The sequence below is a fragment of the Streptomyces piniterrae genome, assembly GCF_005048155.1.
In the GTDB taxonomy this organism is placed as follows: domain Bacteria; phylum Actinomycetota; class Actinomycetes; order Streptomycetales; family Streptomycetaceae; genus Streptomyces; species Streptomyces piniterrae.
In genome coordinates this window covers 80,893-100,722 of the sequence record NZ_SUMB01000015.1, presented here as the reverse complement: position 1 = coordinate 100,722, position 19,830 = coordinate 80,893, and the positions used below count along the sequence as shown (strand labels likewise).

The 19,830-nt window shown below is 70.5% G+C and carries 24 protein-coding genes and 1 pseudogene; 17 read left to right on the top strand and 8 right to left on the bottom strand.

Annotation, left to right across the window (positions count from 1 at the left end):
- The first annotated feature begins 579 nt into the window (after positions 1-579).
- Both FCH28_RS33430 and FCH28_RS33425 read left to right on the top strand, forming a co-directional pair.
- Positions 580-1,080, top strand: a complete 501-nt coding sequence (locus FCH28_RS33430) for a chaplin family protein (protein ID WP_136743975.1) — start codon at positions 580-582, stop codon at positions 1,078-1,080.
- A 605-nt stretch (positions 1,081-1,685) separates the two neighbouring features.
- Entirely contained in the window at positions 1,686-2,531 is an 846-nt protein-coding gene (locus tag FCH28_RS33425) for a nitrilase-related carbon-nitrogen hydrolase (RefSeq protein ID WP_136744088.1), read from the top strand.
- A 9-nt stretch (positions 2,532-2,540) separates the two neighbouring features.
- Here FCH28_RS33425 and tatA read toward each other — a convergent pair whose 3' ends face one another.
- The 3 genes from tatA to rpmB all read right to left on the bottom strand — a co-directional run bounded on the left by tatA (position 2,541) and on the right by rpmB (position 3,430).
- Positions 2,541-2,720 carry a Sec-independent protein translocase subunit TatA gene (tatA, locus tag FCH28_RS33420; protein WP_136743974.1) on the bottom strand — a complete coding sequence of 60 codons (180 nt, stop codon included), beginning with the start codon at positions 2,718-2,720 and terminating at the stop codon, positions 2,541-2,543.
- Positions 2,721-2,888: 168 nt separating this feature from the next.
- Positions 2,889-3,194, bottom strand: coding sequence for a 30S ribosomal protein S14 (gene rpsN / locus FCH28_RS33415; RefSeq protein WP_136743973.1), 306 nt, complete (start codon positions 3,192-3,194; stop codon positions 2,889-2,891).
- On the bottom strand, positions 3,194-3,430 hold the full coding sequence (gene rpmB, locus FCH28_RS33410) for a 50S ribosomal protein L28 (protein ID WP_136743972.1): 237 nt from the start codon (positions 3,428-3,430) through the stop codon (positions 3,194-3,196). Before rpmB ends, rpsN begins: the two co-directional genes overlap by 1 nt.
- A gap of 73 nt (positions 3,431-3,503) precedes the next feature.
- Between rpmB and rpmG the strand changes: the two genes are divergently transcribed.
- From rpmG to FCH28_RS33375, 7 genes and pseudogenes are all read left to right on the top strand, one after another.
- Positions 3,504-3,668, top strand: coding sequence for a 50S ribosomal protein L33 (gene rpmG / locus FCH28_RS33405; RefSeq protein WP_052861459.1), 165 nt, complete (start codon positions 3,504-3,506; stop codon positions 3,666-3,668).
- 6 nt (positions 3,669-3,674) lie between these two features.
- Positions 3,675-3,929 (top strand): type B 50S ribosomal protein L31, encoded by a 255-nt coding sequence (locus FCH28_RS33400; protein WP_136743971.1) that lies wholly within the window; start codon positions 3,675-3,677, stop codon positions 3,927-3,929.
- A complete protein-coding gene (locus FCH28_RS33395; RefSeq protein ID WP_136743970.1) occupies positions 3,929-5,077 on the top strand; it encodes a GTP-binding protein in 1,149 nt (382 codons plus the stop codon). Before FCH28_RS33400 ends, FCH28_RS33395 begins: the two co-directional genes overlap by 1 nt.
- A 53-nt stretch (positions 5,078-5,130) precedes the next feature.
- The gene (gene rpsR, locus FCH28_RS33390; protein WP_136743969.1) at positions 5,131-5,367 is read left to right on the top strand and encodes a 30S ribosomal protein S18; all 237 of its coding nucleotides are present in this window, start codon (positions 5,131-5,133) and stop codon (positions 5,365-5,367) included.
- 126 nt (positions 5,368-5,493) lie between these two features.
- On the top strand, positions 5,494-5,862 hold the full coding sequence (locus tag FCH28_RS33385) for an ArsR/SmtB family transcription factor (protein WP_136743968.1): 369 nt from the start codon (positions 5,494-5,496) through the stop codon (positions 5,860-5,862).
- Between the two features lie 63 nt (positions 5,863-5,925).
- A pseudogene (locus FCH28_RS33380) lies at positions 5,926-6,395 on the top strand (SRPBCC family protein).
- Between the two features lie 105 nt (positions 6,396-6,500).
- Positions 6,501-6,740 (top strand): DUF397 domain-containing protein, encoded by a 240-nt coding sequence (locus FCH28_RS33375; protein WP_136743967.1) that lies wholly within the window; start codon positions 6,501-6,503, stop codon positions 6,738-6,740.
- 74 nt (positions 6,741-6,814) lie between these two features.
- Here the strand turns inward: FCH28_RS33375 and FCH28_RS33370 are convergent, their stop codons facing one another.
- Complete coding sequence (locus FCH28_RS33370; RefSeq protein WP_136743966.1) at positions 6,815-7,297, bottom strand: ATP-binding protein; 483 nt, start codon at positions 7,295-7,297, stop codon at positions 6,815-6,817.
- A 309-nt stretch (positions 7,298-7,606) separates the two neighbouring features.
- Here FCH28_RS33370 and FCH28_RS33365 point away from each other — a divergent pair, with 309 nt between their 5' ends.
- From FCH28_RS33365 to FCH28_RS33350, 4 genes are all read left to right on the top strand, one after another.
- Positions 7,607-8,470, top strand: a complete 864-nt coding sequence (locus FCH28_RS33365; protein ID WP_136743965.1) for a helix-turn-helix domain-containing protein — start codon at positions 7,607-7,609, stop codon at positions 8,468-8,470.
- A gap of 64 nt (positions 8,471-8,534) precedes the next feature.
- Complete coding sequence (locus FCH28_RS33360; RefSeq protein WP_136743964.1) at positions 8,535-9,992, top strand: aldehyde dehydrogenase family protein; 1,458 nt, start codon at positions 8,535-8,537, stop codon at positions 9,990-9,992.
- Between the two features lie 126 nt (positions 9,993-10,118).
- Positions 10,119-10,655 carry a DinB family protein gene (locus FCH28_RS33355; RefSeq protein WP_136743963.1) on the top strand — a complete coding sequence of 179 codons (537 nt, stop codon included), beginning with the start codon at positions 10,119-10,121 and terminating at the stop codon, positions 10,653-10,655.
- A 55-nt stretch (positions 10,656-10,710) separates the two neighbouring features.
- Positions 10,711-11,352 (top strand): PadR family transcriptional regulator, encoded by a 642-nt coding sequence (locus FCH28_RS33350; protein WP_136743962.1) that lies wholly within the window; start codon positions 10,711-10,713, stop codon positions 11,350-11,352.
- A gap of 19 nt (positions 11,353-11,371) precedes the next feature.
- On the opposite strand, the gene wrbA is transcribed toward FCH28_RS33350, so the two are convergent.
- Positions 11,372-12,016 carry an NAD(P)H:quinone oxidoreductase gene (wrbA, locus tag FCH28_RS33345; RefSeq protein ID WP_136743961.1) on the bottom strand — a complete coding sequence of 215 codons (645 nt, stop codon included), beginning with the start codon at positions 12,014-12,016 and terminating at the stop codon, positions 11,372-11,374.
- Positions 12,017-12,166: 150 nt separating this feature from the next.
- Positions 12,167-12,853, bottom strand: a complete 687-nt coding sequence (leuE, locus tag FCH28_RS33340) for a leucine efflux protein LeuE (protein WP_136743960.1) — start codon at positions 12,851-12,853, stop codon at positions 12,167-12,169.
- A gap of 116 nt (positions 12,854-12,969) precedes the next feature.
- Here leuE and FCH28_RS33335 point away from each other — a divergent pair, with 116 nt between their 5' ends.
- Complete coding sequence (locus FCH28_RS33335) at positions 12,970-13,728, top strand: MerR family transcriptional regulator (RefSeq protein WP_136743959.1); 759 nt, start codon at positions 12,970-12,972, stop codon at positions 13,726-13,728.
- A 109-nt stretch (positions 13,729-13,837) separates the two neighbouring features.
- Here the strand turns inward: FCH28_RS33335 and FCH28_RS33330 are convergent, their stop codons facing one another.
- Positions 13,838-14,206: a YbjQ family protein gene (locus tag FCH28_RS33330; RefSeq protein WP_136743958.1), complete on the bottom strand. Its 369-nt coding sequence runs from the start codon at positions 14,204-14,206 to the stop codon at positions 13,838-13,840.
- 199 nt (positions 14,207-14,405) lie between these two features.
- Between FCH28_RS33330 and FCH28_RS33325 the strand changes: the two genes are divergently transcribed.
- Both FCH28_RS33325 and FCH28_RS33320 read left to right on the top strand, forming a co-directional pair.
- The gene (locus FCH28_RS33325) at positions 14,406-15,080 is read left to right on the top strand and encodes a DedA family protein (protein WP_136743957.1); all 675 of its coding nucleotides are present in this window, start codon (positions 14,406-14,408) and stop codon (positions 15,078-15,080) included.
- Positions 15,081-15,786: 706 nt separating this feature from the next.
- Positions 15,787-17,496, top strand: coding sequence for a threonine/serine exporter family protein (locus FCH28_RS33320; RefSeq protein WP_136743956.1), 1,710 nt, complete (start codon positions 15,787-15,789; stop codon positions 17,494-17,496).
- Between the two features lie 95 nt (positions 17,497-17,591).
- On the opposite strand, the gene FCH28_RS33315 is transcribed toward FCH28_RS33320, so the two are convergent.
- Positions 17,592-18,086: an inorganic diphosphatase gene (locus FCH28_RS33315; RefSeq protein WP_108151010.1), complete on the bottom strand. Its 495-nt coding sequence runs from the start codon at positions 18,084-18,086 to the stop codon at positions 17,592-17,594.
- Between the two features lie 86 nt (positions 18,087-18,172).
- Here FCH28_RS33315 and dacB point away from each other — a divergent pair, with 86 nt between their 5' ends.
- A complete protein-coding gene (dacB, locus tag FCH28_RS33310; RefSeq protein ID WP_136743955.1) occupies positions 18,173-19,738 on the top strand; it encodes a D-alanyl-D-alanine carboxypeptidase/D-alanyl-D-alanine endopeptidase in 1,566 nt (521 codons plus the stop codon).
- Positions 19,739-19,830 lie beyond the last annotated feature (92 nt).

Below are 19,830 nucleotides of genomic sequence, written 5' to 3'. Positions count from 1 at the left end.
TCGGCGGGCCGCAATGGCTCACTGGCTCGCGGTTTTCGTATTCGGCTCGGAATGGCCCGTCTGACCTCGTTGTTCCGCGCGCCGGAGAATACGTGACGGTGCATCTGATCGGGGCATGGGCGCGTGTGGCAATCGGGCGGTTTGCCGGCGGTGCGGAACTCGGGTCCGTGTGGCGGGTTGGTGAAACGGGGCTCCCGCGCGAGGGTTTCTTCTCCCGAAGGGTTTGCTGATGAGGAAAAGAGGATGGCGAGCGCGGCGGTGCCGGCCTCATGGGTCGGGGCCGGTCGGAGTCGGTCGGAATTACCGCTGCGCCGGCCGCAGGCCATGACAACGGGTGGCGGCGCGTCGAACTCGGGCTTATCCGGGGCACCTTGCATGCCCGTGTCTGGGATTCCGGCCAAGGGCAGGGGACAAGGCCAAGCCGAATTCCAAGGCCGAGGACGACGTCGGCTCGCTCTTCGGATTGCTGATTCCGAGGACGGCTCAGGACATCAAACGCCGGGTCCGTGCCGCCGTTTGGAACGCCGAGCGGGTGATGTGCGGGGCCCGTACGCAACGAGTGCAGACGAGAGATGAGACATGCGACAGAGCCTGAGCCGGAGCCCGAGGAAATGTGTGCTCGTCGCGGCGGCGGTCCTGGGGATTCTCGGTGTGAGTGGCGGTCCTGGATACGCGGATACCGGAGCGGAAAGGGGCGCCGCGCATTCTCCCGGGATGCCGGGCGGTCATTCCGTTCGGCCGCCGGCACGAGGGCCGGTCGGTTCCTGCGGCGGCACCGTCGACTGGGCGGAGCTGCTCCACCCCGCCATGGGGGACCCGTGCAGAAACGGGCCGTCGCGTACGCAGGCCGGGAGGCATGCGCGGGACGGGCGGCTGCCGGGCGCCGGCTGGAAAGCGGACCGGCGCGCGGCGCACTCCGCTCGGGCGCCGCGGGTGGGGGCCGTGGCGCGGGCGGGGGCGTCGGCGGGGTCGGCGCTGCTGGCGTCCACCGGGGCGCGACAGATGGGCGTGGCGGCCGGTGTGGGCGGGGGACTGGTGCTCGTCGGGACGCTGCTGCTGCGTCGCGCGCGCCGGAGCTGAGCGGGCGGCGGGACAGGGGCTCGGCGGCCGGCCGAGCGGATCCGGCGGGCCGCTCGGCCTGTGCGCGCCCGGTCGGGCGGCCGTCGGCATCAGCGGACGACCCGACCGCTTGCCGTCGTACGCCTGCCGCGGGGCGCTGCGGCTGGAAGCTGCCCGGCGGGCCGTACGGCGGACCGTGTGGATCAACGCGTGAGGGCCGGGTCCGGCACGGGAAGGATCGTTCATTCGCTCGTTGGTGGGACTGATCTTCGCAGGGGGTTTGAAGTGGGGCGGGTGGGCATCGGCGGTACGGCGGCGGCGCGGCTCCGGTCGTAGTGGTCGGCATGAACGGCCGGGTGCGGGGATGGCGGCAGAGGCGAGCGGTGGCGCTTCCGGCAACTCCGGTTGCCTTGCGGCCTGTTGGGGCGTGTCCCGTAGATCGACGGCCCGCCGGGCCTGCGGCCGGTCGTGGGGAGGGGTCAGGCGCTCCCGCCCCCGGGGCCGGCCCCTCGCAGCGCTCGAAAGTGCTGGTCAAACCGTGCCGCGCGCGCCTAGGCCGTAGTGCCTCACCTCTGGCAAAATTGTGAATAAGGTCGTAAAAGTGCCCAATGGGTGAGGTGTGGGCCATGCTCATAGCGCTGGCGCAGACGGACTGTGTGCTGGGCGAGGTGGCGGAGAACGTCGGCCACGCCCACGAGCAGATAGAGCAGGCGGCGGCCCAGGGCGCCGATCTCGTGGTGTTTCCCGAACTGAGCCTGCACGGCTATCACTTGGGCGCGCTCAAGCGCGATTCCTCCATCGAGTCGCGTGATCCGCGGCTGCTGGAGCTCAGCACGATCGGCCCCGATGTGCTGGTCGGTTTCCATGAGCACACCTCACTGCGCGCCTACAACACCTGCGCGCATTACACGGACGGTGCGCTGGTGCACGCGCACCGCAAGCTCTACCTGCCGAATTACCTGGCCTGGGAGGAGCGCAAGCACGTCAGCCCGGGGCAGTCGATGCGGGCGTACGACCTGACGAAGTCGGCCAGCGGGGGCCGGGGCGCGACGCTGGTGTGCAATGACGCCTGGCAGCCGGTGCTGCCGTGGCTGGCGGTGCAGGACGGTGCCGAGGTGCTGTTCGTGCCGACCAACAGTGCCGCGAGCCTGGACCCGGAGGCGATGGACACCGAGCTGTACTGGGAGACGCTGCTGTCCTACACGGCGCGGATGCTGCAGTGCTGGGTCGTGTTCGTCAACCGGGTCGGCAACGAGCACGGCGCGACGTTCTGGGGCGGTTCGCGGGTGGTGGACCCCAGGGGCGCGGTGGTGGCGCAGGCGCCGAAGTGGGAGCCGGCGCTGGTCACCGTCGACATCGACCCGGCCGAGGCGCGGCGGCAGCGCCGGGCGGTGCCGCTGGTCGCCGAGGCCCGGCTGGGACTGGTCGACCGTGAGGTGCGGCGGCTGATCGACGAGGGCGGCGACAGCTGAGTTCGCTGGTCAGCGGGCGGCGGGGGAGTCCTGGCGGTCGTCCTTGAGGGCCTTGGCCTCGGACTTCAGGATGCGCAGCGAGCGGCCGAGACCGCGTGCCATGTCGGGCAGCTTCTTGGAGCCGAAGAGCAGGACCAGGACGGCGATGATCAGGATCAGGTGCCAGGGCTCGAAGGCGTTGCGGAGCAAGGCGCGCTCGCTTTCGTCGGGGCTGCGGACGGGCGTCCGGGTGGACGGTCTGTCCAGTATTACCCGAAGGGTCCGGCCGCCCGGCCCGGGGGGTGAACCCGGGCCGGACGGCTGGTCGGGGCCTGCGACCGGGAGCTCCGGACGCCCGGTGGCGTTGCCGCGGTCGGCCTACCAGCTGGACTTTCGGACGCCCGGCAGATACCCGGCGTGGGCCTCTTCGCGCAGCCGTACGCGGGAGAGTCCGAAGGCGCGGAAGTAGCCGCGCGGGCGGCCGTCCACGCTGTCGCGGTTGCGGACGCGGGTGGCGCTGGCGTCCCGCGGCTGGCGGGACAGCTCGCGCTGGGCAGCCATGCGCTCCTCGTCGGACGTACGGGGATTGCGGATGACGGCCTTGAGTTCGGCCCGGCGGGCCGCGTAGCGGGCGACGATCACCTGGCGCCGCTCATTCTTGGCGATCTTGCTCTGCTTGGCCATCAGACCTTCTCCCCTCGTGCGCGGATCCGGGCGACGGCCGCCTCGATCCCGATCGTGTCCACGGTCTTGATCCCCTTGGCGCTCAGGGTGAGCCGGATGTGCCGGCCCTCGCTCTCCAGCCAGTAGCGCTTGCGCTGGATGTTGGGGTCGAACCGGCGCGAGGTGCGGCGGTGCGAGTGCGAGACGGACTTGCCGAAGCCCGGCTTGCGGCCGGTCAGCTGGCAGTGGGCGGACAAGGTGCGGTCCTTCCGGTCGGGGCCCCCTGGGAGGCCTTATTGAAAATGGAATTCATTTGCGTATACTACCCGCATGGCCCGCAACGAACTACGCCCGGTCGTCAAGCTCCGGTCCACCGCCGGCACCGGCTACACCTACGTGACCCGCAAGAACCGCCGTAACGACCCCGACCGACTGGAACTGCGCAAGTACGACCCGGTCGCCGGCCGTCATGTCACCTTCCGAGAGGAGCGCTGAGCCCCGATGAAGTCCGGAATCCACCCCGCGTACGGGCCCGTCGTCTTCCGCGACCGGGCCGCCGACTACGCCTTTCTGACCCGTTCGACCGCCACCAGTGAGAAGACGATCGAGTGGGAGGACGGCAACACCTACCCGGTCATCGACGTCGAGATCTCCTCGGCGAGCCATCCCTTCTACACGGGCACCGCCCGGGTGATGGACACCGCCGGCCGCGTGGAGCGGTTCGAGCGCCGTTACGGCAAGCGTCAGGACCGTTGATGGACCGGCTGAACGTCGTGCTGGTGGGCGGCCTGCACTCCGATGCGCGGAAGATCGCCGTCGAGCGGCTGCTGCGTGCCGTCCCCGGCAGCGTCGCCCTCCATCACGACCTCGCCTCGGCCGTCGAGGGCACCGTCCGGCGGACCGTCCGGGACGCCGGGGGAACGCTGGACACCGGTGAGGCCCCGCTGGTCAACGACTGCGCCTGCTGCGCGCTGCGCGAGGACCTCGTCCCCGAGCTGGAGCGGCTGGCCGCCGGCCGAACGTGCCGGCTGGCGATCGTCGAGCTGTGGGACTCGGTCGAGCCGAAGGCGATGGCCGAGGTGGTCACCTCCTGCGGAAGCGCGAATCTCGCGCTGACGGGAGTGCTCACCGCCGTCGATCCGGCGCTGCTGCTGCCCTATCTCGGCTGCGGCGACGACCTCGCCGAGGCGGGCCTCGCCGCCGCGGCCTCCGACCAGCGCACCGTCGCGGACACCTGGGCACGGCAGCTGGAGTACGCCCCGGTGCTGGCGCTCGCGGCCGGCGAGGAGGAGGCCGACGCGGCCGACCTCGCACTGCTCGCCCAGCTGCACCCGATGGCGCGCCAGGTCGATGTCGAATCCGATGAGTTGGTGGCCGCCGCGACGGCCGGGTTCGATGTGGAGGCCGCCGCGGCGCGCCAGCACCCGGCCTGTGCGCTGCTGCCGCAGGAGGCCGAAGCGGACGGCGTCGGCACGCTCGTCTGGCAGCGCACCCGGCCCTTCCACCCCGAGCGGCTCTACGCCGCCCTGGAGGACCTGACCTGTGCGGCCGCGCGCAGCCGGGGGCGCTTCTGGCTGGCCGACCGGCCGGACACGCTGCTGTCCTGGGACGCGGCGGGCGGCGCCCTGTGCGTGGAGAACGCCGGGCCGTGGCTGGCCTCGCTGCCGGACGCCGCCTGGGAGATGGTGCCGCCGATGCGGCGGGCCGCGGCCGCGCTGGACTGGCATCCCGAGCACGGCGACCGGGCCCAGCACCTGGTCTTCACCTCGCCCGGACTGGACCGCGAGGGGCTCACGTCCCTGCTGGAGTCCTGTCTGCTCACCGATGCGGAGTACGCGGGCGGGCCGCATGCGTGGAAGAGCCTGCCGCCCGCCTTCGACGCACTCCTCGACCCCGTTTCGTGACCGGCCGGAATACCCCGGAAAACCGGTCTCATCAGTACCCGTAAGGAAATCTCATGCCCCGTCGGCCCGACCCGCGCCGGAAGTCCACGCCCCGCCCCAACCCGCTCGACGCGGCGGGGATCACCTACATCGACTACAAGGACACCGATCTGCTGCGGAAGTTCATCTCCGACCGCGGCAAGATCCGCAGCCGCCGGGTCACCCGGGTCACCGCCCAGCAGCAGCGGCAGCTGGCCCGCGCGATCAAGAACGCCCGGGAGATGGCGCTGCTGCCGTACGCGGCGCGGTGATCGCGGCGGGGGGCCAAGCAAGGGCCACGCGACTGCCATGCGACGGCCATGTGACGAGGTGACGCGCTATGCGTAGGGAAAGCCCTACGGTTGACGGGTAGGGAATTCCCTACGTATCGTCGAGGGGTGAACGCCACTCCCGCACCGCCCGCCGCCCTCTCCGAATCCGGCCAGGACCGGGTCTTCGCGGCGCTCGCCAACGGCACCCGGCGCGAAGTGCTGCGACTGCTGCGGGACGGGGGGCCGCAGCCCGTCCAGCAGCTGGCCGACCACTTCGCGATGCGCCGCCCGAGCCTCTCCGAGCATCTGAAGGTGCTCCGGGAGGCCGGGCTGGTGAGCGAGGAACGGGCCGGCCGCCGGCGGATCTACCGCCTGGAGGCCGCGCCGCTCAGCGAGGTCCAGGACTGGCTCGGCCCGTACGAGCGCTTCTGGCGCACGAAACTCGCGGGCCTGGGCGAGCTGCTCGACCGCATTCCCGACGACGAGGCGCGATGACTCCCCCAAGCTCTTAAGGAGCAGGGGGGACCCCCATCCGATACCCCCGACGACCCGACGGCCCTGACGACGGTTCGCGTCGCGCAGTTCCTGCCGCACCCTCCGGCGAAGGTCTGGCGGGCGCTCACCGAACCCGAGCTGATCGCCCAGTGGCTGATGCCCGGAGACTTCAGGCTGGAGGTCGGTCACCGGTACGAGATGACCTCGCTGCCGCGGCCGAACAGCAACTTCTCCGGCACCGTCATCGCCGAGGTGACCGCTTTCGAGCCGATGGGGGTCCCCCCTGCTCCTTAAGAGCTTGGGGGAAGCTGCTGCGGCTGCGCTGGCGGGACGCCGGCGAGGGGCAGGGCAACCTGGCGGACTGGACCATTACCTGGACCCTGGAACCCGAAGGTCGCGGCACCCGTCTCTTCCTCGTGCATGAGGGATTCGACCCCGACGATCCGTATCAGGTGCAGGCGCACCGCGTCATGAGTGGCGGATGGCGATCGATTGTGACGGAGCGTTTGGGGCAGGTGCTCGACGAGCTGTGACCGGGCCGGCACCGGTTGTCGTGCACGTGCATCTGCGCATGCATCCGCATGTGAACGCAGCTATGATCCCGGGCAGTTGACACCAGTTATCACCGGGAGACTCCAGTGCCCCACGCATACAACGGCATGGCCGCAACGGATCTCCACGGCGTGGCCTGGCAGAAGAGCAGGCACAGCAACTCCCAGGGCTCGTGCGTGGAGTTCGCCAAGCTGCCCGGGGGCGACGTAGCGGTACGCAATTCCCGCTTCCCGGACGGCCCGGCGCTGATCTACACGCCGGCCGAGGTCGAGGCGATGCTGCTCGGCATCAAGGACGGCGAGTTCGACCACCTCGTACGCGACTGAGGGCCTGTCCTCGCATCCCGACCGGGTGCGAGGACAGGCCCTCAGGCTCTGACCGGCGGGAGCGCCGTCGGGCGCTACGGCAGTCGGAAGACCGCCCAGACGATCTTGCCGGGCGAGGTGCCGGACATCGGGTGCCAGCCCCAGCTGTCGCTGAAGGAGTCCACGAGATACAGCCCGCGGCCGCCCTCCGCGGCCGAGTCGGCCTCCCCGGCGACCGGCGAGTCGTCACTCGGGTCCCGTACGGCACAAACCAGCCGCGAGGACCAGCGCATCAGATGCAGCCGGGCGGGCGGGGTGTCGTCGGCGAGTTCCGGTGCGGCCAGGATCGCGTGCCGCAGGGCGTTGGTGACCAGCTCGGAGACCACCAGGCCGACGCCGTCGAAGAGTTCGTCCAGGTCCCAGCCTCGAAGGGTGTCACGGGTGAACTTCCGCGCACCGCTGACCGATTCGTACCGGGGCGGCAGGATGCAGGAGACGGATCCGGAGACGCTCAAGGGGTCGATGGGCGGAAGGCCCTGCCATAACGGCTCGAGCATGGTCAAAACCCTGGTCCCCATGCGAGGCACTCCTGGCGTTCGCGGACGTCATGACCCTGGCCGGATGGCCGGATCTGGCGGATCTTTCACGAGCGTGCATGCGTGCGAAGCCCATGGTTCCCAATGCGTTCCCCAGATGCAAGGGCAGATGCACGTGCACGTGCCTTGATTGCGGAGGCTGTACGGATTCCGGCGTAATTCTTCCTGCGTCTCTTTGTGGAGAGCCTGCAGGGACCTCACATATCAGTAACCGGATGAGCACTCAACGAAGCACGAACATGGCAGACTTCGGCGCACTGTTGGGCGGGGTGGGCGCAGGAGGGTCTGAAGGTGTCCGCAAGTGAGACGAGCGGGTCGGTGGTTCGGCGGATCCTGCTGGGGTCGCAGCTCCGTCGGCTGCGTGAATCCCGGGGGATAACCCGCGAGGCGGCCGGCTACTCAATCCGTGCATCCGAATCGAAGATCAGCCGCATGGAGTTGGGCAGGGTGAGCTTCAAGGCGCGTGACGTCCAGGACCTCCTCACGCTGTACGGCGTGAACGACGAGCGGGAACGTGAGGCGCTGCTCGCACTGGCGCGAGAGGCCAACATCGCGGGCTGGTGGCACAGTTACGGCGATGTACTTCCCGGCTGGTTCCAGACATATGTAGGTCTGGAAGGAGCCGCATCCCTCATCCGTACTTACGAAGTGCAGTTCGTGCACGGGCTGTTGCAGACCGTGGAGTACGCCCGCGCCGTTGTCGCCAGGGGCATGCCCGGTGCGCCCGAGGTCGAGATCGAGCGGCGGGTGGCGCTGCGCCAGGAGCGCCAGAAGCTGCTGATAGCCGAGCGCGCCCCGCAGTTGCACTGTGTGCTGGACGAGGCCGCGCTGCGCCGTCCGTACGGCGACCGGTCCGTGATGCGCGGCCAGTTGCAGCATCTGATCGACATCTCCGAGCGGCCCAACGTCCAGCTCCAGGTCATGCCGTTCAACTTCGGTGGGCACGCGGGCGAGAGCGGTTCCTTCACGATGCTGCGCTTCCCGGAGTCGGACCTTTCCGACCTCGTCTACCTGGAGCAGCTCACCAGCGCCCTGTACGTCGACAAGCCGGACGAGGTCGGACAGTACGAGCGAGCGATGACGCGGTTGCAGGAGGACAGCCCAACTCCCGCCCAGAGCAGGGATCTGCTGCGTGGTCTACTCCAACTCATCTGACCGCCCGGTAGGATGACGCCGGATCAGCCCCCCGCAGAGCAGAGCCGCACAGAGTAGGGATGCCATGTCCTTCTTCGCAGACCTGGCCTACCAGTTCATCGACGGTGAGTGGCGGGCCGGCAGCGGCTCGTGGGACATCATCGACTTCAACCCCTACGACCAGGAGAAACTGGCGTCCATCACGGTCGCCGGGGTGGACCAGGTCGACGAGGCGTACCGCGCGGCCGAGCGGGCGCAGCGAGAGTGGGCGAAGACCAATCCCTACGTCCGGCGGCAGGTCATCGAACGGCTGCTGCGGCTCATCGAGGAGCGCGAGGAGGAGATCGCCGAGGCGCTCGTCCTCGAACTGGGCGGCACCCACGCCAAGGCCGCCTACGAGGTCCACCTCGCCAAGGAGTTCGTCCGCGAGGCGATACAGCTCGCGCTGCGGCCGGAGGGCCGCATTCTGCCCTCCCCGGTGGACGGCAAGGAGAACCGGGTCTACCGCCGCCCGGTCGGCGTCATCGCGGTGATCAGCCCGTTCAACTTCCCCTTCCTGATCGCGATGAAGTCGGTGGCGCCCGCGCTGGCCCTCGGCAACGCCGTGGTGATCAAGCCCAACCAGAACACCCCGATCGCCGGCGGCGGACTGATCGCCAAGCTCTTCCAGGACGCCGGCCTCCCGGACGGCCTGGTCAACGTGCTGGTCACGGATATCGCGGAGATCGGCGACGCGCTCATCGAGCACCGGGTGCCCAAGGTGATCTCGTTCGCCGGATCGGACAAGGTCGGCCGCCATGTCGCCTCGGTCAGCGCCGGCCACTTCAAGCGCGTCATCCTCGAACTCAGCGGCAACAGCGCGCTGATCGTGCTGGACGACGCCGATGTCGACTACGCCGTGGACGCCGCCGTCTTCAGCCGGTTCATCTACCAGGGCCAGGTCTGCATGGCGGCGAACCGGGTGCTGGTCGACCGCAAGGTGGAGGCCGAGTTCACCGAGAAGTTCGTGGCCAAGGTGGCGGCGCTGCGCACCGGTGACCCGCGCGACCCGCAGACCCAGATCGGCCCGCTGATCAACTCGTTCCAGGCGGAGGCGCTGACCGCGCTGGTCGACCGGGCGGTCGCCGAGGGCGCGACGGCGCTGCTGCGCGGCCGTACGGAAGGCAACCTGGTGGAGCCCAGCGTGCTGGCCGGGCTGCCCGCCGACTCCGGGCTGCACACTCAGGAGATCTTCGGTCCTGTGGTGCTGCTGGTGCCGTTCGACGGCGAGGACGAGGCCGTACGGATCGCCAACGACTCGCCCTACGGGCTGAGCGGCGCGGTGCACACCGCCAATGTGGAGCGCGGCGCGCGGATCGCCGGCCGGATCGACACCGGCATGATCCACGTCAATGACGGCACGGTGCACGACGAGCCGCTGGTCGCCTTCGGCGGGGAGAAGTGCTCCGGGGTCGGCCGGCTCAACGGCGAGTCCACGGTCGAGGCGTTCACCACCCAGAAGTGGGTCTCCATCCAGCACGGACGGTCCAAGTTCCCGTTCTGATCCGATCGCCTGATCCGCTCGGCCTTGCGGACCGAAGCTGACCGCAAGGGCTCGTAGCTTGAGTGATGTCGGAAGGGCGGACGGCGAGCAGCCGGCCGCACACGGATGTCACGAGAGGTGGCCCCCATGGTCATGCACGTACACGCAGAGGCTCACGGCGACGAGCGCGGCGCACTGCTCGCCTTCCTGGACGAACAGCGCGGGGGCATCCGCCGGACCCTGCTCGGCCTGACCGACGAGCAGGCGGCGACCCGGCCGAGCGCCAGCGAGCTCTCGCTCTCCGGGCTGCTCAAGCACGTCGCGGAGACCGAGCAGGGCTGGCTGTCGCGGGCCCGGCAGGTGGCCCCGGACATCCAGCGCTCCGAGCAGGACTGGGGCGACAGCTTCCAGCTGGTCGGCGACGAGACCGTGGAGTCGACGCTCGCCTACTGGGACAAGGCCGCCCGGCAGACCGAGGACTTCATCCGGTCCGTGCCCAGCCTGAACGACACCTTCCCGCTGCCCGACCAGCCGTGGTTCCCGGACGACGAGGCGGTGTCGATGCGCTGGCTGCTGCTCCGCCTGATCACGGAGATGGCCCGGCACGCCGGTCACGCCGACGTCATCCGTGAGTCCCTGGACGGGAAGACGGCCTTCGAGCTGGTCGCGCTCGCCAAGGGATGACGCTCGAACCCCGCTCCGATCCGGCGGGAGAGCCCCGGGGAATAGGCTGACGTGCATGTCAGCTATCCGTCTCCTCGTCCTGGGCGCGGTGCGCCAGCACGGGCGGGCGCACGGTTATCAGGTGCGCAACGACCTGGAGTACTGGGGCGCCCATGAGTGGTCCAACGCCAAGCCGGGCTCGATCTACCACGCGCTCAAGCAGATGGCCAAGCAAGGGCTGCTGCACGCCCATGACATCGCGCCCAGCACCGCCGGCGGCCCGCCGCGCACCGAGTACGAGCTGACCGACGCCGGCGAGGCGGAGTTCTTCACGCTGCTGCGCGCCGCGCTCTCCCAGCACGACCAGAAGGCCGATGTGCTGAGCGCGGGCATCGGCTTCCTCCTGGATCTGCCGCGCGCCGAGGCGGTGGCGCTGCTCAGGCAGCGGGTGCGGGCGCTGGAGGAGTGGCGGAGCACCGTCACCGAGTACTACACGCCCGAGGAGGGGCCCGGACAGCTCGGCCATATCGGCGAGATCATGAACCTGTGGGTGCACTCCGCGGACGGCGACGCGGAGTGGACGCGGGGGCTGATCGAGCGGATCGAGGGCGGGGCGTATGTCTTCGCGGGCGAGGGGGAGCCGTTTGTGGGGGTGCTGCCGGACGGGGCGGAGAACCCGTACGCGGTGAAGGAAGCCCACCCCGGGGACGCGGACTGACCCCTGACACCTCGAAGACTCATCGGCTGGGGCTCTCTGCCAACTGCCGTTGGGCGAGGCCGTATTTGATGGCCTTGGTGAACTTCACCACGCGTTCCGCCTGGATCCTGGCGGCGGTGCGGGCGTCGTCGTCGACCGGGATGTCCGGGCCTCCGACGTGGGAGGTGCCGTAGGGATTGCCGTCGGTGTACTTCTGCGGGGCGGTGTAGCCGGGGGCGATGACGATGCCGCCGAAGTGGTGGATGGTCTGGTAGAGCGCGAGCAGGGTGGATTCCTGGCCGCCGTGCCGGGTGGCGCTCGCGGTGAAGCCGCTGTAGACCTTGTCGGCCAGTCTGCCGTGGTGCCAGAGCCCGCCCAGGGTGTCCAGGAACTGCTTGAGCTGCGAGGAGACGTTGCCGAAGCGGGTGGGGGAGCCGAAGATCACCGCGTCGGCCCAGAGCATGTCCTCGTGGGTGGCCTCCAGGATGTCGGCGGTGGCGAGGGCGTTGGCGGCCCAGGCGGGATTGGCGTCGATGGCGGTCTGCGGGGCGAGTTCGCCGGTCCGGCGCAGTCGTACGTCGGAGCCCGCGTGCTCGGCGGCGTCCGCGATCAGCCGGGCGAGTTCGGCGACGGTGCCGGTCGAGGAGTAGTAGATGACGGCGACATGCACGTCGTGCGTGGGCATGGACGTACCTCCTGGAACCCGACGATAAGGGCACAGGGGGTGCGGGGCCTGCGAAGTTCGGCCGGTGGAAGGGGACAGGTGGGTGGCCGTCCCGCAGGACCGTCACACGCCCGCCACCCACCCCTCACCCGTCCGCCGGGACCGCCGCGCTCAGCTCGCGCTCGCGCTGGCCAGCGACAGCTTCGCCGCGAAGCCGAGGAACGCCGCGCCGGCCCCCGCCGACAGACCGGCCGTCAGCCGCTTGCGGCGGCGGAAGGTGGCCGCCAGGAACGTCCCGCTGAAGATCAGGATCGTCAGATACGTGAAGCTGAAGAGCTGTGCCCAGGCGCCCAGCGTCAGGAACGACAGCACCGGGTGCGCATAGGACGGGTCCACGAACTGCACGAAGAAGGAGATGAAGAACAGGATCGCCTTCGGGTTGAGCAGGCTGACCACCAGGGCCCGCCGGTACGGCCGTTCGGCGATCTCCTTCGGCTCTGTCGGCGTGGCGGCATCCCCGTCCGCGTCGCCGCGCCCGGCCGTGCGCGCCGCCCGGCCGCGCCACAGCGACCAGGCGCCCCGCAGCATCCCGATCGCCAGCCAGGTCAGATAGCCCGCGCCGGCGAACTTCACGATCGCGAAGAGCACCGGGCTGGCCTGCAGCAGCGAGGCCACCCCGCCCGCCGACAGCGTCATCAGCACCGCGTCGCCGCACAGCACGCCCGCCGCCGCCCGGTACGCCACCCGCGGGCCGCGCCGGGCCGCCACCGAGACGACGTACAGCGAGTTCGGCCCCGGCAGCAGAATGATCAGCGCGAGTCCCACCAGATACGTAGAAAGATCTGTTATCCCCAGCATGAGCCGCAGGATGTCACCCCGGATCGTCCGCTTCACCCGGCTTTCAGAATTCGGACTTGCACCTCACGTGACGTGAGGACACATCGTGGAGTGCGTACCGAGAAGGGAGCGCGGAAGTGAGCTATTCGGTAGGACAGGTGGCGGGGTTCGCCAAGACCACCGTGCGCACGCTGCACCACTACGACGAGATCCGGCTGCTGGTGCCCAGCGAGCGCAACCACGCAGGCCACCGGCGTTACAGCGACGCCGATCTGGACCGGCTGCAGCAGATCCTGTTCTACCGGGAGCTCGGCTTCCCGCTCGACGAGGTAGCGGCTCTCCTGGACGATCCGAACGCGGACCCGCAGCAACATCTGCGGCGCCAGCACGACCTGCTGACCGCACGGATCGGCAAGCTCCAGGAGATGGCCGCCGCCGTCGAACACGCGATGGAGGCAAGGAAGATGGGCATCAACCTCACGCCCGAGGAGAAGTTCGAGGTGTTCGGGGACTTCGACCCGGACGACTACGCCGAGGAGGTCGAGCAGCGCTGGGGCAACAGCGACGCCTACAAGGAGTCGCAGCGCCGGTCCGCCTCGTACACCAAGGAGGACTGGCAGCGGATCCAGGCGGAGAACGACGAGCTCACCCGTCGCTTCGTCGCACTGATGGAAGCCGGCACCGGGCCGGAGTCCGAGGCCGCCATGGACGTGGCCGAGGCACACCGCCAGGGGATCTGCCGCAACATGTACGAGTGCGGGCACGAGTTGCACACCTGCCTCGGTGAGATGTTCGTGACCGACCACCGGTACACGGAGAACATCGACAAGGCCAAGCCGGGGCTGGCCGTCTACATGCGCGAAGCGATCCTCGCGAACGCCGAGCGGCACCAGTGATCCGTACGGGCCGGAGAGCGCGCCTCCGGCCCGTACGGGCGGCTCCTCCCAGGGGTCAGCGCTTCTCCGGGGCCCAGGGCTCCTCCGTGGCCCAGAGCTCCTCCGGGGCTCAGCTCTTCGGCGCGATCACCACGGCCGTCCCGTAGGCGCACACCTCGGTGCCCACCTCAGCGGCCTCCGTGACATCGAACCGGAACATCAGGACCGCGTTCGCGCCGCGCGAGCGGGCCTGCTCCACCAGCCGATCCATCGCCTGGTTACGGGTCTCGACGAGGGTCTTGGTCAGGCCCCGCAGCTCGCCGCCGATCATCGACTTCAGTCCCGCACCGATCTGGCTGCCGAGGTGCCGCGAGCGCACCGTCAGCCCGAAGACCTCACCGATGACCTGTTCCACGTGAAACCCCGGGACGTCGTTCGTCGTCACCACCAGGACGTCGGACTGGGTCTGCTGCCCGCCGCCGTAATCCTCGATGCCCATCCGCGCACCTCCCTACGGCCAGCATCACTCTGGTCGGCGGGCGCGGCCAGTGGGCGGGGAGGAGGCGGGCGGCGGTCGGGGAGGGGGCGGCTGGAACCATGGCGGCCCACCTGGCGTTGATAGCTTTGGGCCGCACACCGCGCCTGCACCCCTGTCGCACCGCGCGATCCGGCGCCCTCGACCCAGGAGCCTTCACCCCGTGAACACTCTCGCGCTCGGCCCCCAGTGGCTGGACCCGGACTATCTGATCACGACTTTCGGCCTGATCGGCGTCCTCGTCATCGTCTTCGCGGAGTCCGGCCTGCTGATCGGCTTCTTCCTGCCGGGAGACTCGCTCCTGTTCACCACCGGGCTGCTGGTGACGACGAACAAGATGGACAAGCCGCTGTGGGTGGTGTGCGCGCTGGTGGTGCTGGCCGCGGTTCTCGGCGACCAGGCCGGCTATCTCTTCGGCCGCAAGGTCGGCCCCTCGCTCTTCAAGCGCCCCGACTCCCGGCTCTTCAAGCAGGAGAACGTCGAGAAGGCGCATGAATTCTTCGAGAAGTACGGCCCGAAGTCGCTGATCCTGGCCCGCTTCGTGCCGATCGTGCGGACGTTCACGCCGATCGTGGCGGGCGTGAGCCGGATGAACTACCGCTCCTTCATCACGTTCAACGTCATCGGCGGCACGCTGTGGGGCGCCGGCGTCACACTGCTGGGCGCCTCGCTGGGCAATGTCGAGTTCGTGCACAAGAACATCGAGGCGATGCTGGTCGCGATCGTGCTGATCTCCGTCATCCCGATCGCCATCGAATACCTCCGGGCCCGCGGCAAGTCCCGCAAGGCGGGGGCTGTGACGGCGGCTGGCGAGCGGGGCCGCCACGCGAGGCGCTAGCGCTTGGCTTGGGCCGGCTTGGTTGCTCGCCGTTGTCGCCTGTCGCGGCGTGGGGGTGTCGCGCCGTTGCGCCTGCGGCGGGCGGGGTCGCTGCGCGGGGCTGTCGGGTGCGGTGACGGGCCGCACGACTCCGTCCCGCGGCCCGTCCCCTCCCGTTGGGGTGGGGACGGATGAGGTGGCTGGTGCGTGGGGGTGCGTTGCCGGGTGCGGGGCGTCGTGCACGAGTCCGTTGCCCCGGTCCCGCCCCTTCCCGAAACCGGGGCCAGGCCCCGGACCCCGAAACCGGGGCCAGGCCCCGGACCCCCGAGGGGTCCGCTGAGGGACCACCGGCGGATCCCAGCACGGCACGGCTCCCGGCCCACAAGCCGCAGCCGACGGCGTACGGCAAGCCGCACCATCTCCCACCACCCACCCACGGGAGGGGCCGGAACTCATGACGGAGTCCTGAGTTCCGGCACCGCAGCCGAAAAGCCCCGCGCAGCGGCAACAGCCCACACCGGCCACAACGGCGGGAAAGCCGAAGACGGGCCCAGCCCAAGCGCAGCGTCCCCGCCGAAAACGGCGGGAACCAAGACGGCCAAGCCCAGCGCAGCGACCCCGCGCAGCAGTATCCGCGTGCCGCAGGCACAATGGCGGCGCCGCACGGGGCAACGTACGGGTACCCCCACAGCGGCCCAGGCCAAGCGCAGCGGAAGGGCGAAGATACGTGGCGTCGGACCCACACCCACAGCGCGGTACGAGCGGCATCGGCGATCACGCCGGTGCCTCGGAGGACCGCAAGCCCCAGTCGGACGAGGCGCACAGCGCCTTCACTCCGCCGCTGGGCGTGCCGTATCCGCCGCTCCCCGAGGACGAGCACCCCACCTCCGAGTTCGCGCTGCCGGAGGGCCTGCGTCCGGAAGCGCCGCCCGAGCATGAGGGCTCGGCGTTCGCGCCGCCCGGCAGCACCACGGGCCAGACCCCGCTGCCCGGCGCCGGACACGCCTTCACGCCGCCGCACGGCATTCCCATCGTCACCCTGACCAAGGAAGCCCCCTGGCAGGACCGGATGCGCACCATGCTCCGGATGCCGGTGCACGAGCGGCCGATCCCGCAGCGGATCGAGCACCCCGAGGAGGCCGGCCCCGCCGTCCCCCGTGTGCTCGACCTGACGCTGCGTATCGGAGAGATCCTGCTCGCCGGCGGTGAGGGCGCCGAGGACGTCGAGGCCGCGATGTTCGGTGTCGCGCACGCCTACGGGCTGGAGCGCGTCGAGCCGACCGTCACCTTCACGCTGCTGTCGATCTCGTACCAGCCGTCGCTGGTGGACGATCCGCTGACGGCGAGCCGTACGGTGCGGCGGCGCGGTGTGGACTACAACCGGCTGTCCGCGGTCTTCCGGCTCGTGGACGACATCACCTCCGAGGGCATCACGCTGGAGGAGGCGTATCGCGGCCTCGCCGAGATACGGCGTAACCGGCACCCGTACCCCAGCTGGGCGCTGACGTTGGCCTCCGGGCTGCTGTCCGGCGCGGCGTCGATGCTGGTCGGCGGCGGGCTGCTGGTGTTCCTGGCGGCCGCCGCGGGCTCGATGCTGGGCGACCGGCTGGCCTGGCTGGCGTCCGGGCGCGGGCTGCCGGAGTTCTACCAGTTCGTGGTCGCGGCGATGCCGCCGGCCGCGATGGGCGTCGCCTTCGGCCTGGTGCACGCCAACGTGCAGGCCTCCGCGGTGATCACCGGTGGGCTGTTCGCGCTGATCCCGGGGCGGGCGCTGGTCGCCGGCGTGCACGACGGACTGACCGGCTACTACATCACCGCCGCCGCCCGGCTGCTGGAGGTCGGCTATCTCATCGTCGGCATCGTCGTCGGCGTGCTCACCGTGCTCTATGTCGGGCTCCAGCTGAACCCCGGCCTCAAGACGATCAACCCGCAGCAGGTGTTCGCGCAGTACAACGAGCCGCTGGTGCAGCTCAGCGCGTCCCTGCTGCTGGCGGTGGCGTTCTGCGTACTGCTCCAGCAGGAACGTCACACCGTGCTGGTCGCGACCCTGAACGGCGGCGTCGCCTGGGTCGTCTACGGCGCCCTCGCCAATGTCGCCCGCCTCGACCCGGTGCCCGCCACCGCCATCGCGGCCGGCCTCGTCGGCCTCTTCGGCCAGCTGCTCTCCCGCTACCGCTACGCGTCCGCGCTGCCGTACGTCACGGCGGCGATCGGCCCGCTGCTGCCCGGTAGCGCCACGTACTTCGGGCTCCTCAACTTCGCCCAGGGCAATCTGCTCGACGGCTTCGCGTCGCTGATCAGGGCCGTTTCGCTGGCCCTGGCCATCGCCGTCGGGGTCAATCTCGGCAGCGAGATCGCCCGGCTGTTCCTGCGGGCGCCGGCCATGGGAGAGGCGGGCGCGGGCCGCCGCGCGGCCAAGCGGACCCGAGGGTTCTAGGGCCTGCCCACGGCGCACCGGTACGCGAACGGGCGGCACCCCCCAAGTGGGTGCCGCCCGTTCGCGTACGAAAATCAGAGCGCGTCAGAGCACTTTCAGTGCGCGCCGCCCTGCGCCTCGAGGCGCTTGTACGAAGCCTCGATCTCGGCCTCGGCCTCGGTGCGGCCGACCCAGTTGGCGCCCTCGACGGACTTGCCGGGCTCCAGGTCCTTGTAGACCTCGAAGAAGTGCTGGATCTCCAGGCGGTCGAACTCCGACACGTGGTGGATGTCCCGAAGGTGCTCCACCCGCGGGTCGGACGCCGGCACGCACAGCAGCTTGTCGTCGCCGCCGGCCTCGTCCGTCATGCGGAACATGCCGATGGCGCGGCACTTGATGAGGCAGCCGGGGAAAGTCGGCTCGTCCAGGATGACCAGGGCGTCCAGCGGGTCGCCGTCCTCGCCCAGCGTGTTCTCGACAAAACCGTAGTCGGCGGGGTAGCTGGTCGAGGTGAAGAGTCGACGGTCCAGGCGGATCCGACCGGTCTCGTGGTCCACCTCGTACTTGTTCCGCGAACCCTTCGGGATCTCGATGGTGACGTCGAACTCCACGGGTGGCTCCTCCATGATCAACACATAGTTCTGGTGATTAAGTGTCCCCCACGCAGGTGTGTGGTGGCGAAAGGGGCTGGTCCGAGGTGCCGGAGACCAGAAAGTGGCAGGTCAGATGGCAGTCGGCGCAGCGCTGCGCGCGGGAGACGGGACAGTCCGCGCGAGCGGCGTCGGGCGCCGCGCGCGAGGCGTGGCGGTCCGCACCCCGCCAAACGCGGCAGACCTGGCGGCTGACAGCGGTGTCCGCCGCCACCGGCCTGGCGGTCGCGGTCGTCGCGGTGGCGGCGTCCGGGCCGTGGGACTCGGGCCAGCGTACGGCCGAGCGGGCGCTGGCGGCCGCCGGAGCGGGCACAGGTGGCGAGCATCACGGCCCGGGGCACGACCCCGCCGCCCCCGAAGCGCCGCCCGTACTGGCGGCGCTCGGCGGGCCCGCACACGGTGCCGCCGGCCGGGGCGCGGCCCCGGCACCCACCGGCGCGGGGCTGGCCGACGCGCTCGCGCCGCTGCTCAAGGACCCGTCGCTGGGCTCGCTGCGGGCCGCCTCCGTCGTGGACGTCGCCTCCGGGCACGAGGTCTTCGGCGCCCGGCAGGGCACGGCCACCACCCCCGCCTCCACGGTCAAGCTCGCCACCGCCGTCGCCGCGCTCGCCGAACTCGGCGCCGACCACCGCATCGACACCACCGTCGTGAGCGGCGCGAAGAACCGCGTCGTTCTGATCGGCGGCGGCGACCCGACGCTCACCGCACGGGCGCCCCGGCACGGCGCCGAGGAACACCCCGCGAATCTGCGCACCCTGGCCGACGACACCGCCCGCGCCCTCAAGAAGCGCGGGACCACGAAGATCGCACTCGGCTACGACACCTCGGCGTACTCGGGGCCCGTTCTGCACCCCATCGGCCCCAACGAGAACATCGCGCCCGTCGTCGCCCTGATGGCCGACGAGGCCCGCCTGGACCGCAGCGAACACGGCACGGCGCCGCGCGAGGCGGACCCGGCAGCGGCCGCGGCCCGCACCTTCGCCGGCCTGCTGCGCGAGCGCGGCATCACCGTCGACGTCGACGCCCGCCCCGCCAAGGCCCCCGCCCGGCACGACCGCCTCGCCGCCGTCCACTCCTTGCCGCTCTCCGCCCTCGTGGAGCGGATGCTCACCTACTCCGACAACGACATCGCCGAGGCGCTGGCCCGTCAGACTGCCATCGCGGCCGGTCAGCCGGCCAGCTTCGCCGGCGCGGGCAAGGCCGTACGAGGCGCTCTGGCGCGCCGGCACCTCCCCCTCACCGGCGCCGTCTTCGCCGACGGCAGCGGCCTGGACCGGGCCGACAAGGTCTCCGCCGCGCTGCTCTCCCACCTCCTGCTGCAGGCGTCCGCACCCGACCACCCGGCGCTGCGCCCGGTGCTCACCGGCCTCCCGGTGGCCGCCTTCACCGGCACCCTCAGCGGCCGCTACGCGGGCCAGACCGCCGGCGCCGGCGCCGTACGCGCGAAGACCGGGACCTTGACGGGCGTGAACACGCTCGCCGGCACGGTCGTCGACGCCGACGGCCGCCTTCTGGTCTTCGCGTTCATGACCAGCGGCACGGGCAGCGCGCAGGGCGCGCAGGAGGCCCTGGACCGGCTGGCCTCGGCGGTGGCGAACTGCGGCTGTCGCTAGGGCCTGTTCGACGGGTGGGGGCCGGCCAGGCCCTGAGGCGCCGTCGCCGACGCGGCTCGGGCAAACCGCCGCGTCACCCGGGGTGCGGCCGA